The organism is Saccharibacillus sacchari (assembly GCF_037722395.1).
Taxonomy (GTDB): domain Bacteria; phylum Bacillota; class Bacilli; order Paenibacillales; family Paenibacillaceae; genus Saccharibacillus; species Saccharibacillus sacchari_A.
In genome coordinates this window covers 71,290-85,362 of record NZ_JBBKAR010000061.1, presented here as the reverse complement: position 1 = coordinate 85,362, position 14,073 = coordinate 71,290, and the positions used below count along the sequence as shown (strand labels likewise).

14 protein-coding genes are annotated in these 14,073 nt (G+C 55.5%); 12 read left to right on the top strand and 2 right to left on the bottom strand.

The window, feature by feature from the left end; translation table 11 throughout:
* Positions 1 to 163 precede the first annotated feature (163 nt).
* Complete coding sequence (locus WKI47_RS24855) at positions 164 to 805, top strand: flavin reductase family protein (protein ID WP_340229901.1); 642 nt, start codon at positions 164 to 166, stop codon at positions 803 to 805.
* Positions 806 to 873: 68 nt separating this feature from the next.
* Here WKI47_RS24855 and cls read toward each other — a convergent pair whose 3' ends face one another.
* Positions 874 to 2,322 (bottom strand): cardiolipin synthase, encoded by a 1,449-nt coding sequence (gene cls / locus WKI47_RS24850; RefSeq protein ID WP_340229900.1) that lies wholly within the window; start codon positions 2,320 to 2,322, stop codon positions 874 to 876.
* A 227-nt stretch (positions 2,323 to 2,549) separates the two neighbouring features.
* Between cls and WKI47_RS24845 the strand changes: the two genes are divergently transcribed.
* From WKI47_RS24845 to WKI47_RS24825, 5 genes are all read left to right on the top strand, one after another.
* A complete protein-coding gene (locus tag WKI47_RS24845) occupies positions 2,550 to 3,494 on the top strand; it encodes a sensor histidine kinase (RefSeq protein ID WP_340229899.1) in 945 nt (314 codons plus the stop codon).
* A complete protein-coding gene (locus WKI47_RS24840) occupies positions 3,491 to 4,153 on the top strand; it encodes a response regulator transcription factor (RefSeq protein ID WP_340229898.1) in 663 nt (220 codons plus the stop codon). The genes WKI47_RS24845 and WKI47_RS24840 overlap by 4 nt, the downstream gene beginning before the upstream one ends.
* A gap of 19 nt (positions 4,154 to 4,172) precedes the next feature.
* Positions 4,173 to 5,837: a copper resistance CopC/CopD family protein gene (locus WKI47_RS24835; protein WP_340229897.1), complete on the top strand. Its 1,665-nt coding sequence runs from the start codon at positions 4,173 to 4,175 to the stop codon at positions 5,835 to 5,837.
* 55 nt (positions 5,838 to 5,892) lie between these two features.
* The gene (locus tag WKI47_RS26240) at positions 5,893 to 6,666 is read left to right on the top strand and encodes a DUF1775 domain-containing protein (protein ID WP_425355511.1); all 774 of its coding nucleotides are present in this window, start codon (positions 5,893 to 5,895) and stop codon (positions 6,664 to 6,666) included.
* Between the two features lie 164 nt (positions 6,667 to 6,830).
* Positions 6,831 to 7,277, top strand: a complete 447-nt coding sequence (locus tag WKI47_RS24825; protein ID WP_340229896.1) for a hypothetical protein — start codon at positions 6,831 to 6,833, stop codon at positions 7,275 to 7,277.
* Positions 7,278 to 7,382: 105 nt separating this feature from the next.
* Here WKI47_RS24825 and WKI47_RS24820 read toward each other — a convergent pair whose 3' ends face one another.
* Positions 7,383 to 8,222, bottom strand: coding sequence for an alpha/beta hydrolase family protein (locus WKI47_RS24820; protein WP_340229895.1), 840 nt, complete (start codon positions 8,220 to 8,222; stop codon positions 7,383 to 7,385).
* A gap of 192 nt (positions 8,223 to 8,414) precedes the next feature.
* Between WKI47_RS24820 and WKI47_RS24815 the strand changes: the two genes are divergently transcribed.
* The 6 genes from WKI47_RS24815 to WKI47_RS24790 all read left to right on the top strand — a co-directional run bounded on the left by WKI47_RS24815 (position 8,415) and on the right by WKI47_RS24790 (position 14,006).
* A complete protein-coding gene (locus tag WKI47_RS24815; protein WP_340229894.1) occupies positions 8,415 to 8,942 on the top strand; it encodes a sigma-70 family RNA polymerase sigma factor in 528 nt (175 codons plus the stop codon).
* A 51-nt stretch (positions 8,943 to 8,993) separates the two neighbouring features.
* Positions 8,994 to 10,109 (top strand): hypothetical protein, encoded by a 1,116-nt coding sequence (locus WKI47_RS24810; protein WP_340229893.1) that lies wholly within the window; start codon positions 8,994 to 8,996, stop codon positions 10,107 to 10,109.
* A complete protein-coding gene (locus tag WKI47_RS24805; RefSeq protein WP_340229892.1) occupies positions 10,106 to 11,080 on the top strand; it encodes an ABC transporter ATP-binding protein in 975 nt (324 codons plus the stop codon). Before WKI47_RS24810 ends, WKI47_RS24805 begins: the two co-directional genes overlap by 4 nt.
* A complete protein-coding gene (locus tag WKI47_RS24800; RefSeq protein WP_340229891.1) occupies positions 11,077 to 11,913 on the top strand; it encodes an ABC transporter permease in 837 nt (278 codons plus the stop codon). The genes WKI47_RS24805 and WKI47_RS24800 overlap by 4 nt, the downstream gene beginning before the upstream one ends.
* Before the next feature lie 38 nt (positions 11,914 to 11,951).
* Entirely contained in the window at positions 11,952 to 12,533 is a 582-nt protein-coding gene (locus WKI47_RS24795) for a hypothetical protein (protein WP_340229890.1), read from the top strand.
* Between the two features lie 99 nt (positions 12,534 to 12,632).
* The gene (locus tag WKI47_RS24790) at positions 12,633 to 14,006 is read left to right on the top strand and encodes a metallophosphoesterase (RefSeq protein ID WP_340229889.1); all 1,374 of its coding nucleotides are present in this window, start codon (positions 12,633 to 12,635) and stop codon (positions 14,004 to 14,006) included.
* The last annotated feature ends 67 nt before the right edge of the window (positions 14,007 to 14,073 follow it).

Sequence of the window (14,073 nt, the reverse complement as noted above, 5' to 3'; positions counted from 1 at the left end):
TCAATGCACAAACCGGCGGGATCGTAACGTCATTTTGTACAAAAGACGGAGGCGAAAAGGAGGCTTCCGCCGCAAGTTTCCTTCTTTTGGAAAAAGCCTGACAAAATAAACGCCAACGTTTACAATAGAAGAGATCTATGAAGAGACGAAAGCGAGGGTTCCCATGCACAATCTTAATCCGCAGGAGCTGGAAAGCAAGCTCGTGTACAAATTGATGACGGGTACGATCGTACCGCGTCCCATAGCGTGGGTCACTTCATTTTCACGTGAGCACAACACCGTCAATGCGGCTCCCTTTAGCTATTTTAATATGGTTAGCTCAGATCCGCCGCTGGTGGCTGTGTCCGTAGTGCGTCGCCCTGACGGGCAGATGAAGGATACGGCTCGCAACGTGACGGAGCACGGCGAATTGGTGGTGCATATTTGCGACGAATCGCTCGTCGAAGAGATGAACCGTACAGCCGCAGTGCTGCCGCCGGGCGAAAGCGAGATCGACCTGACCAAGCTGACGCTGGTCGACAGCGACGCGGTCAGCGTGCCGGGGATTGCCGAAGCAAAAGTGCGGTTGGAGTGCCGGCTGGAATCGCATTTGCCGATCAAATCGGATGACGGGCGGGTTACGCACGATCTGTTGATTGCCCGTATCTTGAGATTCCAATTGGACGAATCGATCTATGACGCCGAGCATGGCTATGTGTTAACGGAAAAGCTGCGTCCGGTCGCGAGACTGGCGGGCAACGAATACGCAGAGCTGGGACGGCTGTTCAACATCGCACGGCCTGTTCAACCTGGCGGCGGGGTCTGATTTTGCAAAAAATCCGCTTCGGGCGTCATCTAGGCGCATCCGAGCGGATTTTTTACCGGATCAAAAGATTATAGAATCGGAGACAGCAAACGCGTGTAGGATTCGAGCATTTTGCGAAGGATCGGACGTTTTTTGTAGAGTTCGACGGTAAGGATTTCGCTGTCTTCCATGTCTTTGCGGAACAGGGCTTCCAGCTCGCCGGCTTTTTGGGAATCGTATAGGATCGCATTCACTTCGAAATTCAACTTGTAGCTGCGAATATCCATATTGGCGGTACCGACCGAGGCGATGCGTCCGTCGACGACCATCGTTTTGGCGTGCAGAAAGCCTTTTTTATACAGATAGCAGTTGACGCCGAGATCGAGCAGCTCACCGAGATACGAATAGGAGGCCCAGTAGACCATTTTGTGATCGGGAACCTTCGGAATCATCAGATGCACCTCGACGCCGGACAGGATGGCCATCTTCATCGCGGTCATCATGCTTTCGTCCGGGATAAAATATGGCGTCTGGATCATGATGCACTCGCGTGCTTCGTCCATCATTTTGATATAAGCCAGCTTGATCGTTTCGCGGCTCTGATCGGGACCGCTGGAGATGATCTGCGCGCCGACTTTGCCGGGGAACGGACGGCTCACGCTCAGGAACAGATTTTCCGGCAGCTTTTGCTTGACGGACAAGCTCCAGTCGTGCAGGAAGATCGCGTGCATCTGGATCAGCGCCGTGCCTTCGATCCGCAGATGCGTGTCGCGCCAGTAGCCGAACTTTTTGACTTCGCCGAGATATTCGTCCCCAACGTTAAACCCGCCGATATACCCGCACGAGCCGTCGATGATGACCAGTTTGCGGTGATTGCGGTAGTTCATTTTGAAGTTGATAAACGGAATCCGCGACGGGAAAAAGGGAGCTGCCACGCCGCCCGCTTCACGGAAATTTTGCAGGAAGCGCCGATTGACTTTTTTGCTGCCCCAGGCGTCGTACAATATACGGACTTCGAGACCCTGCTTCGCTTTCTCGGTCAGGGCGTCGATCAGGCGTCGTCCCAGATTGTCGTTTTGCCAGATGTAATATTGCACGTGGACGTACTGCTGGGCACGGGCGATATCGGCGAGCAGGGCGTCAAACTTTTCTTTGCCGTCCGAATACACGATCACGTCGTTGTCTTGCGTGTAGAGCGAAAAATCGCCGACCATGTTCATATGCAGCAGCTCGCGGTAACGGGCCGTGCGGGGATCGTTGAACTCCAGCTTCTCATCGAGCAGCAGTTGGCGTTGGACGGAGATGCCGGGCAGCAGGATCTTCTCCTGTTCCCTGAACTGATACCGCTTGATCTTGCTCAGATTCTGGCCGAGGAACAGATACAGGACGAACCCGATAATCGGCAGGAAAAAAAGAACCATCAGCCATGCCCATGTGACACCGATATCGCGTCGCTCCAAAAATACGACGGTCAGTGCCAGAAGCAAGTTCAGCACAAGCAAAAACCACGGAGCATGGTTAAACCAATATAATTCCAATTGCCGCGACCTCCGCTTTCTATAATGAAGTTTGTAACAGGATCTTACGAGGATACAACATAACAGTCTACCTGATTGTGATCAATAAGTGAACAATTCTGAACATCAAACGTGTGAAAAAGCCGAAAAAGTGTCAAACGTAGCCCGAAAGGGTCATTTGTCGCGTCGGTTTTTTGGTTAAAATTTAATGGAAAGCTCGTGTAGCGGGCGAGGAAGGCGGGTACATCGTGAGCTATACGCAGATTAAATGGCTGATTTTGTTTTTGCCGACGGCGGTCGTTGGAATATGGGAGTACGTTCGGCACCAATTCCTGATGCCCGTGCTGTCGATGGATGCAGGCAATATGCTGACGCCGGTGTTGGTATTTCTGGTCAGTGTCACGCTGCTGCGCCGTCTGTTCGCGCTGCTGGAGCGTATGCAGCGGGAACTGGAGCAGGCGCGTACCGTCAAGGCGAACCTGGAAGCACGCGAGGAATTGGCACGCGAACTGCATGACGGCATCGCGCAATCGCTATTCCTTTTATCGGTCAAACTGGATCGAATGGAGAGGGGCGCGGACGAAGCAGGTCTGGGGAGCGAGCTGGGAGCCGTCAGACGAACCGTGCACGAGGTGGATCGTTATGTGCGGCAAGCGTTGGCGAATCTGCGCGAGCCTGCCAAAAGCGGACTTGCTGTACCCGGCAGGGGTAGCATCGTAGGTATCGAATCGTTGGATACCCATCGGAAAATTTTGGAGACGACCGACGTAGGGGGGGCCGGTAATTTGGCTGCCGGCGAATACACGACGGAAGAGTCTATGGCCGCGCGTGTCAGTCGACTGGCGGAGGAAGCGATGATCGACGTTCGGGTGGATTGGAAGCTGCCGGACGAGCGACTTGCGAGCCGTGAAAAAGCCGAGCTGCTTGCCTGCATCCGCGAAGCGGTTATCAATGTACGCAAGCATGCCCAGGCGGCACATGCAGAAGTAATAGGGCGCAGCAACGAAAAAGGCTGGACGGTCGAAATCGCGGATGACGGTCGGGGATTCGACGGCGATCCGTTGTCGGCATCCGGTCGGTACGGTCTCAAAATCATGGCGGACCGGGCGCAGGAGATGGGTTGGAGCTTTGAACTGGATTCGAAGCCGGGCCGAACCTCGGTCAAGCTTGGACGGGAGGGGGACGCGCGATGAACCGTTGCCGCGTACTGGTTGTCGATGACCATAAGCATGCGCAGGAAGCGATTTGCGACATTTTGTCCCTGGATGCTGCGTTCGAGGTGATAGGCGTGGTATCGGACGGGGCGGAAGCGATAGCGTTTACCGAACAATGGATGCCGGATCTGATCCTGATGGATATTCGCATGAGCGGGATGGGCGGGCTGGAAGCCACGGGACGCATCAAAGTCTCGTATCCGTACGTGAAGATCGTGATCATCACGGTATCGGACGATATCGCCTATCTGCTCGAAGCGTTGAAACAGGGAGCGCAAGGCTATCTGCTGAAAAACCTGGCCCCGTCTACCTGGATCGAATACTTGAAAGCTATCGTTAGCGAGGAAGCGCCGCTTAGCCGGGAACTGGCTTTTCAAATCCTTAAAGAATTCTCCGCACCCGCCACCGAGCCTGAAAGCGATACGCTGACAGCGAGGGAACGGGAGATTTTGCGCCAGGTTGCTTCCGGGTTAACGAATCGCGAAGCCGCGGAGGTGCTGGGCATCTCGGAGCATACGGTGAAAAACCATCTGAAGAATATTTTGCAGAAGCTTCAGTTGCAGAACCGCGTACAATTGACCCGCTACGCGATGGAAAAAGGCTGGGTCGGACGCGACGGATTCGGCGGCGAACGATGAGCATGAAAGGAAGGATTCAATGACGAAAAGATTCATTTTGCTTCCGTTGCTATCGGCTATTCTGATTGCGACGTTGGCTTTGCCGGGATTGGCCTGGGCGCATGCGACGTTAACCTCGTCCACTCCGGCGGATCAGACGTCGATGGCGCAAATGCCGGAATCGATCGAACTGGCGTTCAATGAAACGATTCAGAGCGAGTTTCTGTCGATCAAGGTGACGAATACAGCCGGAGAGGAAATGCCTGTCGGACAGGCCGAAGTCGCGGCAAGCGATTCGCATCTCGTCACAGCCGCTGTCGAAGGGGAATTTCCGGACGGCATCTACACGATGAACTGGCGCGTCGTCTCGGCGGACGGTCATCCGATCCGCGGCACGGTTCGTTTCGGGATCGGTTCGGACGGCGTGTTGACCGATGCGGGGGTGGCTGGAGGCGCAGCGGATTACACACCGGGAGCGGATACGGTGGCGCACCGGGCTGCTCTATACACGTTGCTCTCGCTGGTCGCCGGGGCGATCTTGTTCCTGGGCTTCCTGCTGCCGGCAGAATTGCGTACGGCGAAAAAGCTGACGCGCCCGGCGCGGATCGTGTTTTGGGCCGCTATGGCGGGACTGCTGCTCGTTATTCTGATCGGCTTGCCGCTTCAGGCGAAATTGTTTGCGGATGTGCCGTGGAGCCAGGCGTTTGGCAAAGAGATTTTAAGCCAGACCCTGGAAGGGACGTCGTCCGGTCGGATGTTCCTGCTGCAAATTCTGCTCTGGCTGATGATCGCGGGCGCGGTCGTCGTCAATGACGTGATGGGCTGGGGCAAGCGCGGCGGGCATTGGACCATCGTCATAATCGGATTCGTCCTGCTGCTGGTGACCAAAGCATTGACGGGACACGCGGCGGGATCGGAGCATGTTTTCGGACAGGTGATGGCGGATACGCTGCATATGCTGGGAGCCACGGTCTGGATCGGCGGGCTGCTTATGCTGCTGCTCAGTCTGCCTGCGGCGGCGGGGGACGGTCCGGCATTTTGGAAAACGACGTTCCGTCGATTCGCTCCGTGGGCGTTCGGCTCGGTCGTGGCTCTGATATTCAGCGGCGTGGTGATGAGCGTGACGCATGTGCCTGCCTGGTCGGATCTGTTCACCAGCCGTTACGGACAGCTGATCGTAGCCAAATCGGTGCTGCTGCTGGTCATGGGCGGACTTGGGTTGATCCATTTCCGGCGTGCCCGCCGCAAAGGCGAAGAACGCAGAACTTGGTCTTTGGTTGCGGAGCTTGCAGCGGGGATTATGGTCCTGATTCTGGCGGGGCTATTGACCAATGTGCCGACGCCTCAGCCTGCGGCCGCAGCACCGTCAGCTTTTTCGGATATTCAACCGGCCCAAGATGCGGAAAACGTACGAATCTCGTTGGATGTACGTCCGCTGCAAGTCTCGACATCGACCTTTACGGTTCGGTTCACGGATGCGGAGGATGCGGTTCGAACGGATTGGCAGCAGGTGATGCTCCGAATTGCACCGCAGTCTACCCCAGGCGATTACACCGAGATTCGCGCCGAAGCGCAGAAAGATGGCAGTTATCTTGTATCCGGCTTGTATTTCGGCAGCGCGGGACTTTGGAATGTTGAAGTGCACGGATTGTCCGAGAAATTTGAACAGGCAGACCGCACGTTTACGATGGAAGTCATTGAATAATCGTTTTACCCAATATAAAAAAAAGGCGGGATTTACTCCAATGAACACAACCCACATGAACCGAACATTCAAAAAATTGATGGCTCTTGCCGCTCCGGCATCGGCAGCTTTGCTGCTGTTTGCAACGGTAGCCAGCGCGCACGTTTCGGTATTGCCGAAGGAATCGAGCACGGGCGCTTGGGAAACGTATACGATGAAAGTTCCGGTGGAGAAGGATGTCAATACGAATAAAGTCGTGCTGAAAATGCCGGAAGGCGTCGAGTTCCAGCAATATGAGCCGATTCCGGGCTGGACGACTACCGTCGATGAGTCGGCGGGTACGGTAACATGGGAAGCCGAAGGGGACGGAATCGCCGCAGGCGAGTTCCAACGCTTCACCTTCGTCGCGAAAAATCCCGCAGCGGAAGGCGAAGTGGCTTGGGACGCTTTCCAATACTACACGGACGGCAGCATCGTGGAATGGACAGGCGACGAAAACGCGGACACGCCGCATTCGATCACGACGATCGGCGCAGCAGCGGGCGAGACGGCAGCTAACGCGCATGGTCAAGCGGTGAGCACAGACGACGCGGCGGTTAGCGATCCGGCCGAAGCTCCGGCAGATGAGACGGCAACCGATGCTGCCGAAGCAACAACGGAAGCTGACGCAGCGACAACCGAACCTGCGACGGATGCTTCGACAGTCAGCGACCCAACCGAAGTCGCCGCAGACGCTCCTTCCGATGCGCCTGCGCAGACGAACAATGTGCTATTGTACGTAACGCTCGCCCTGTCGATCGTGGCGATTGGATTGTCGGGAGCCGCTTTGGCGACTCGCAAGCGTAAGTAAGTCGAGCAAGATATAGATCGAAAATAGGCCCGCGAACGGACAAGAGTCCTGTTGGCGGGCTTTTTACTTTACCCTTACACACCTCTCGAACCCCCTTGATGCTAACGGCGTACGCTGAACGGATAAATAAGCGAAGCTTGTTGAAAAGAGAGGAGTTTTATCGAATGAACGTGATCCGGCAACATACGGTTCGCCAATTTGGCGTGAATAGCAATGACGAGACGGAACCGTTGATGATCGGGATTGGCTTGTCTGCCGTTCCGGCATGGGTGCTGCCGGATACGGCAACATGCGGGGAGGCGCAGCGCTTGCTGCTTGAGCAGCCGCAGGCTGCATGTATCGTGGTCTGTGACCGTAAGCAGCGCCCAATCGGATTGGTGATGAGCGATGCTTTTTATATTCAAATGAATGCCGAGTACGAGCCGGAGCATCTGTATGAGCTTCCGATCAGCCGACTGATGAATCTGCATCCGTTACAAGTAGATTTCGCGACACCGCCTGGCATCGTACGCGAACGCGCGGAATCCCGTCCGTCCCGCACGCGGAAGGACGCGATCGTAGTGACTCGGAGCGACGAATTTTTCGGTATCGTGCTTCCCGGGAATTGGTAAGTGGAAGCATCGTATATCCCGTATAACGGTTCTGACATGCAAAAAGGACTTCAACCCCGTAGCATCGGGAATTGAGGTCCTTTTTGCATGGTACGGCCCAAGCAATCAGGCACGATCCAGCCAGTCGAACATATCGCGCAGCACTTCCAACCGAATCGGCTGCGGCATATGATGACCCAATCCGTCCAATGTCATAAGCTCGGTCGTTTTGCCCAGCCTTTGCAGCTCTTCGTACATCCGCTTGCCGTGTCCATATTCCACTTGCGCATCTTCCGTTCCGTGCATGATAAGAACCGGGCATGACAGACGCTTGGCCATATGGATCGGAGAACGTTCTGCATACGCTTCGGGAATTTTGTAAACAGAGCCTTTGATGACTCGTTTGAGCATTTTGCGCAGATCGATCCGTTCTTCGTACGTTCGTCCCAGATCGGATAGACCGCCCCACAGTACGAGCTGCGAGGCCTGCTCCTCGATCGCGGCATCCGTGGCATTGATCGAACCGCGCGAAAAACCGAGTACGGCGATTCGTTCGGGATCAGCCTGCGGGAACGCCCGTGCAAGCCGCATTGCCACACGCGAATCTTCCAGATCCGCGCCGCCAAACTCGTCATGCCCGACGCCGCTCTCGCCGCCGCGATAGCAGGGAGCGACGACGATTCGGCCAAATGAAGCAAATTCAGCCAGCCAATCGAGCCGTACCCGGCCCACGCGTCCTATCCCGCCCCTGCAATAAACAAGCACCGGATAACGATCCGTGCGCGTTTCCGTGCTTAGTGCTGACGGCAGGAGGCAGGCGACAGCTTCCGCGCTCAATTCCTCGTCATTGAACTCGCGCCTCAGAAAACGGGTGAACTCTTTTTCGTTCATGCTCAATTCCGGCGGAAGGGCCGCATAACCGGCGACTCGCAGTCCCCCGGACAAATAAGTGAATCGGTAGATCATGGCAGCCTCCTTTCGCGCTCATGCGCATTGTGTATGATAGGGGAGTAGCTTTCTATTTTACCCTGTATGGCTCTTTATTTCGAACTTTCGAACTTTTTTTTATAAATGGGGATACAAAATCCGAAAGACCCCTGTCTTCTCAGTGTATATACGGCAAGGAAGAGCGGCCGCACTTCACAAGGAGGTTCACCGATGGACAATTTGCATACGGAATCCGACGCGTTTCGCGCGGTATTTCTCGAATATTATCCCGGCGTACGCCGGAAACTGATCGCGATGGTCAAAGACGAGGCGACGGCGGAAGATTTGGCGCAGGAGGTCTTCCTGAGACTATACCGCAATCCGCCCGACGATCCGAGAGTGATCGGAGCCTGGCTGCATCGGGTGCTGACCCGGATCGCTTACGACAATACGGATCGGCTGGTCAGGCAGCGCAAGCTTCAGGAGAAGCAGGAACAGTACTTTGACCGGGAAAAGACTTGGGAAAGCGGCGAAGAAGCCGTCGTGCGCAGCGAAGACCGCGAACAGATCAACGAACTGCTCGGCGAGCTGCCGGAACGCGATCGGCAAGCGTTGATGCTGCGGTACTCCGGTTACAGCTACGCGGAGATCGCCGAAGAAATACGCGTCAGTCCGCCGAGGGTGGGATCGCTGTTGAACCGGGCGGCCGAGAAACTGCGCAAACGCGCTTCGGGCAAACGTAACGGATTGGAACTGTGAACAGGACGGATAAACGAAATAAAAAGATCTTATTTTCGGGAGGAACAAGCGATGACAACGAACAGAAACAGCGAGTATGAACAAGCGCTTGCGAATGAGGCTTGGGAAAAGATGCAGGCACGTTTGCGGGAAGAACCGGTTAATCCGGCGTGGGCAACGTGGGAAGAACGACAAGCAACTTTACAAGAAGCGAACAAGGAGGAAGAAAACAGCATGAATAATGACAAACCGAGCGTTTTCGCCGCAGAAGATCAGCCGTCCGTTTTGAACGGTCAACCCAGCGTGCCTTTTGCGGCTCAAGCTTCGAACAAGCAACGCAAACGCAGAACCGTCCGTTTCGTGGTCGCGGCGGCAGCGGCGGCGGTGATCGTGACGGCCGTAACGCCGGCCGGCAACAACGCGCTGGCGAGCATCTTGAACACATTCACGATGCAGGACGCCGTGGTCGTGCAGGAAAACGAAATGAGAAACATGATGCAGATGGTCTACGGCGCCAACGACCATCACGAAACGATCAACACATACGGCAGCTTCTCTAGCAAGGCAGAAGGGCATTTCGATCCCGAAATGACGGCGGAACAGATCCGGGCCGAACTCGGATTCAAGCCGATATCCGGTCCGGAAGGCGAAACGGGCAGACTGAGCGCTTCGATCGGCAGCAAGACCGAAATGAAGCTTAACGTGCAGGAAATAAACGAAGCGCTCAAAAAACTCGGAGCGGATCACCTGTTCCCGGCGGAGGCCGACGGCAAAACCATCACGATGACGCATCCGGCCTCGACCATCTACAATTTCGGCGATGACGAAGCGGAATGGGCCCACTTGAACCAATCGGAGATGCCTACCGTGGAATTCGACCCGTCCTTCCCGGTCGAGGAAACGATGGACGCCGTCATCCATTTCCCTTACCTGCCGGAAGATCTGCGTATGAGCCTGCAACAAGCCGCCGTGTCGAGCGGACGCCTGCCGCTGCCGATGTACGCGAACGGCCAAGCGCAAAGCTTCGACGTCTCCGGCGTGAACGTCACGTATACGTTCAACGATAGCCATTCGCGCAACGCGTTCTGGATCAAAAACGGTCAGCTGTTCGAGTTCGATGCAGGCAAAGACTTCAAAGGCGGCGAAGCCGGATTCCTGGAGTTCGTGAAAGGACTGGCTGCCCAGTGAATACGAGGATTCCTGCGATACACACACAAGCACTCAGCAAAATTTACGGTAACGGACGCGGATGCAGGAATATCACGCTAACGGTCGGACAAGGGGAAGCCTTCGGCTTCCTCGGTCCCAACGGCGCGGGCAAAAGCACCTTCGTCAAAACGCTTGTCGGACTGGTTCGCGCGAGCGAAGGAAGCGGTTCAATACTCGGGCATCCGATCGGTTCGCTAGAAGCCCGCAAGCAGATCGGCTACCTGCCGGAGCTTTATCGTTATCCCGAATGGCTGAGCGGCGAAGAAGTGATGAAATTCCATGCCGGGCTACTCGGAATCCGAGGCGGCGAAGCCAAACGGCGGATTCGCGAACGTCTCGACGAAGTCGGTATCGGCAAGCGGGGTTCCGACCGGGTGAAGCAGTATTCCAAAGGGATGCAACAACGGCTTGGCCTGGCCTGCGCGCTGCTCGGCGATCCGAAGCTTTTGTTTCTCGACGAGCCTTCGTCGGCTATGGACCCGGTAGGCCGAAAAGAAGTGCGCGAACTGCTGCTGGAACTGAAACGAAGAGGCACGACTCTTTTTCTCAACTCGCATCTGATGGAAGACGTGGAAACGGTATGCGACCGGATGGCGTTGATGCTGAACGGCGATATGATCCGCACCGGTCCGGTCGAAGACGTATTGAAAACGAAAGTCCGCTGGCGTTTCAAGGTCGGCGGCTTTTCGCCGCTTATTCTGGATTGGCTGCGCGAAGAAAGCCGTCTGAACCTGAAGGTGGCCGACGATGCGGACGCGGCCGAAGCGCAGTGGGACGCCCCGGTATGGTTGGAAGCGGAACTGGTGGACGAGAACCAGGCGGGATTGTTGAACCTGCTGATCGTGGAACAGGGCATGACGTTGTACGAATCGTTCGTTCAAAAAGAAAAACTCGAAGATTGGTTCGTGCAAACCGTATCCGGGCGCGACCAAAGGGGGGAACGCGGATGAAAACGATCATAGCTTCGACGTGGCAGGAGATGCTGCGCCGTAAAATGATGCTTATCACGTTCGTGTTGACCGTGCTGTTTCTGGCCGTATTTTGGTTTATCGCGGATACGGTAGGCGCGGATACGCGCAACGGAAACGATCTGCTGCTGCAATTCACCCGGCGCAGCGCGATCTTGTCGCTCGGTTTCTTTTTCGGCGGCTTCGTCGTGGCGTTTCTGGCGATCTTCAGCTCGTTCTCGGTCATTTCCGGCGAGTCGGAACAGGGCGTGCTGCAATCGGTATTGACCCGTCCGATTCCGCGTTGGAAATGGTATGTCGGCCGCTGGATCGGTTACGTGTCGCTGATCGGCGCTTATGCGCTGCTGTTGTTCGCCGCGATTTTGCTTATTACTCATGCACATGCCGGGATGACCCGCGATTACGGCGATATATGGATTTCGCTGCTGCTTTTCCTGGGCGCGGTCCCGGTACTTATCGGAGCTTCGATGGTCGGTTCGACGCTGTTCTCGGGCATCGGCAACGGCGTGTTCATGACGATGCTGTACGGAGCGGGCTGGCTTGGCGGCATGGTGGAAAAAGTGCGCGGCGTGCTGCCGGTCGAACCGGACGTGCAAGCGACGTTGAGCCGGATCGGCGCGCTGTTGTCGTTGCTCATGCCGGCCGACGGACTCAATCGCCGCATGCAGTTTGTGCTGACGCAGGGAGCCGGCGAAACGATTCCTTTTTTGACGGGAGGCAATCCGCCTTCGAACACGTTCGTCTGGTATGCCGGTATCTTCGCGATTTTTGCTTTCGGACTCGGATTGTGGTTATTTAAAAGAAAGGATTTTTAAAACACCGCAAGTTTTTTGCCGGGAAGGAGCAATAGCTTATGGGCCGACAAACGTATCACGTTCCGTTCGGAGCCGAACCCGCGAAACGCGCGTCCAAAGGAACGTTGGTCTTTTACGATTCGTTCGAGCATGTTTCGGATGAACAGTTAGAGCGGGCAGCCGAGGCGGCTGTCGCCCGTTCTTTCTCGCAGCTGGTACTGTATCCGCTGCATGAAGCGACCGTGAAGCGCCTGACGGGCGAAAGCGCCAGCGCTTTTTACAAACGGGACGACCGAGTGCACGAATGGCGGCGCGATCAACAGATCATGCGCAACGTGACAGTGGAGAATTGGGACGGCAAACGCAAAAAGTATACCCCGCTCGAAGCGGCGCTGCGGTTTATGGACGAAAAGTATCCGTCGCCGCTGTTCCTGTATCTGACCGCCGACAACGCCAACCGGTTCGCGTCGTTCGCCACGTTCGAGGAATGGATCGTGAAGATCCGGTTGGTGCTGGACGGTTCGCCGCAGCGCTTGCATCCTCGGCTGGAAAAATTCCGCCATCGCTGGGATACGGTCGACGAACTGCTGGCAAAAGAACAGCCGGACGAGCGGACCGATCCCCGTGCGCGCAACCGTTAAGCAGGATTCACAATCGTTTCACAGGAGCGTCAGCCGGACCCGAACCGTTTCCTTTAAACTGAAGGAGACGGTTTTTTATATAGGAAAAGAGGAAAAGCGATGCTCAATATCTTTCAAAAAGCACTCCCTGTACTGACGGCTTTGACGATCTCGGCGCTGGTTCTATCCGGTTGTGACAGCAAAAGCACTTCAGTGTCGGCGCAACCTGCATCGATCGGACACGGCGAAAACGTCACGCTGGCGGTAGCAACGGATATCCATTACCTGAGCGGACGGCTGACCGATCACGGGCAAGCCTTTGATACGTATGTGTACGCGGGAGACGGCAAGCAGCTCAATTACAGCGAAGAACTGGTTGATGCGTTTACGCGGCAGATGGCAGAGGAACGCCCAGACGTGCTGATTTTAAGCGGCGATCTGACCAACAACGGCGAGCTGGAAAGTCATGAGGATCTGGCCAAAAAGCTGCAAAAGGTCGAGCAGTCCGGAACCCGTGTCTATGTCATTCCGGGCAATCATGATCTTCTGAACCCGTGGGCGCGGAGCTTCAAGGGAGAGGACCAGTATAAGGCGGCGTCCGTTACCGAGAAGGAATTTACGGAAATTTACGGAGCGTACGGGTACGATGAAGCGGTATCGCGGGATTCTTCCTCGCTCAGTTATCTGGTCAAGCCTTCCGACGATCTCTGGCTGTTGATGCTGGACACGAGCAAATACAAGAACAATGCCAAGCTGGGTTATCCGGAAACGGGCGGCGAGTTGAAAACCGGGACGTTGAAATGGATCGAAGACTGTGGTCAGGAAGCGGAAAAAGCAGGTGCGCGAATCATCCCGGTTATGCACCATAATTTGACGGATCATAGCGACGTGGTAAAGGAAGGCTTCACGCTCGATAACGCGGCCGAGGTACAGGACGTATTTGCCCGATATGGAATGACCCCCTCGCTTAGCGGACATATCCATATTCAAAATATCGCTTCGGTTGAAAAAGGCGGGCATCAGTTGACGGATATCGTCACGGGAGCGCAATCGGTGTCCCCGAATCGGTATGGATGGCTTACGTACGATGCTTCTGCGCACGAGCTGCATTACGAAGCGCGGATCACCGACGTGGAAGGCTGGGCCAAACGAAACGGCAGCACTGACGGGAATCTGCTGAGTTTCCGTAACTATTCCCGAACCTTTTTTGCCGGATTCGGATACGATATGGCGTTCAAGCGTCTGAGCGTGAACGATACGTATACCCCGGAACAAGTCGAAGCGATGGCCCGGACGATGGCGGATGTGAACGTGAGCTACTTTGCAGGAACCCAGCAGCAGGATCGGGCGGTTATTAAGGCATCCGAAGGCTATCGGCTGTGGGCGGAATCGGAAGGGGATTTTACGAAAAACTATGTGGAGAGCATCGTGGGAACCGAAGACGCGCAAAACAATCTGTCGCTGACGACGGAATTTCCACTACCGGCGAAATAAGATTTTGAACGAAAAGGGTTTGTATTCAGGTTCGCTCCGTATTAACATGGAAGCGAATACAAAAGGC

Bases quoted from the DNA above. Each gene is read 5' to 3' on its own strand.
- WKI47_RS24855 (WP_340229901.1), top strand. From the start codon at position 164: ATGCACAATCTTAATCCGCAGGAGCTGGAAAGCAAGCTCGTGTACAAA.
- WKI47_RS24840 (WP_340229898.1), top strand. From the start codon at position 3,491: ATGAACCGTTGCCGCGTACTGGTTGTCGATGACCATAAGCATGCGCAG.
- WKI47_RS24835 (WP_340229897.1), top strand. From the start codon at position 4,173: ATGACGAAAAGATTCATTTTGCTTCCGTTGCTATCGGCTATTCTGATT.
- WKI47_RS26240 (WP_425355511.1), top strand. From the start codon at position 5,893: ATGAACCGAACATTCAAAAAATTGATGGCTCTTGCCGCTCCGGCATCG.
- WKI47_RS24825 (WP_340229896.1), top strand. From the start codon at position 6,831: ATGAACGTGATCCGGCAACATACGGTTCGCCAATTTGGCGTGAATAGC.
- WKI47_RS24820 (WP_340229895.1), bottom strand. From the start codon at position 8,222: ATGATCTACCGATTCACTTATTTGTCCGGGGGACTGCGAGTCGCCGGT.
- WKI47_RS24815 (WP_340229894.1), top strand. From the start codon at position 8,415: ATGGACAATTTGCATACGGAATCCGACGCGTTTCGCGCGGTATTTCTC.
- WKI47_RS24810 (WP_340229893.1), top strand. From the start codon at position 8,994: ATGACAACGAACAGAAACAGCGAGTATGAACAAGCGCTTGCGAATGAG.
- WKI47_RS24800 (WP_340229891.1), top strand. From the start codon at position 11,077: ATGAAAACGATCATAGCTTCGACGTGGCAGGAGATGCTGCGCCGTAAA.
- WKI47_RS24795 (WP_340229890.1), top strand. From the start codon at position 11,952: ATGGGCCGACAAACGTATCACGTTCCGTTCGGAGCCGAACCCGCGAAA.
- WKI47_RS24790 (WP_340229889.1), top strand. From the start codon at position 12,633: ATGCTCAATATCTTTCAAAAAGCACTCCCTGTACTGACGGCTTTGACG.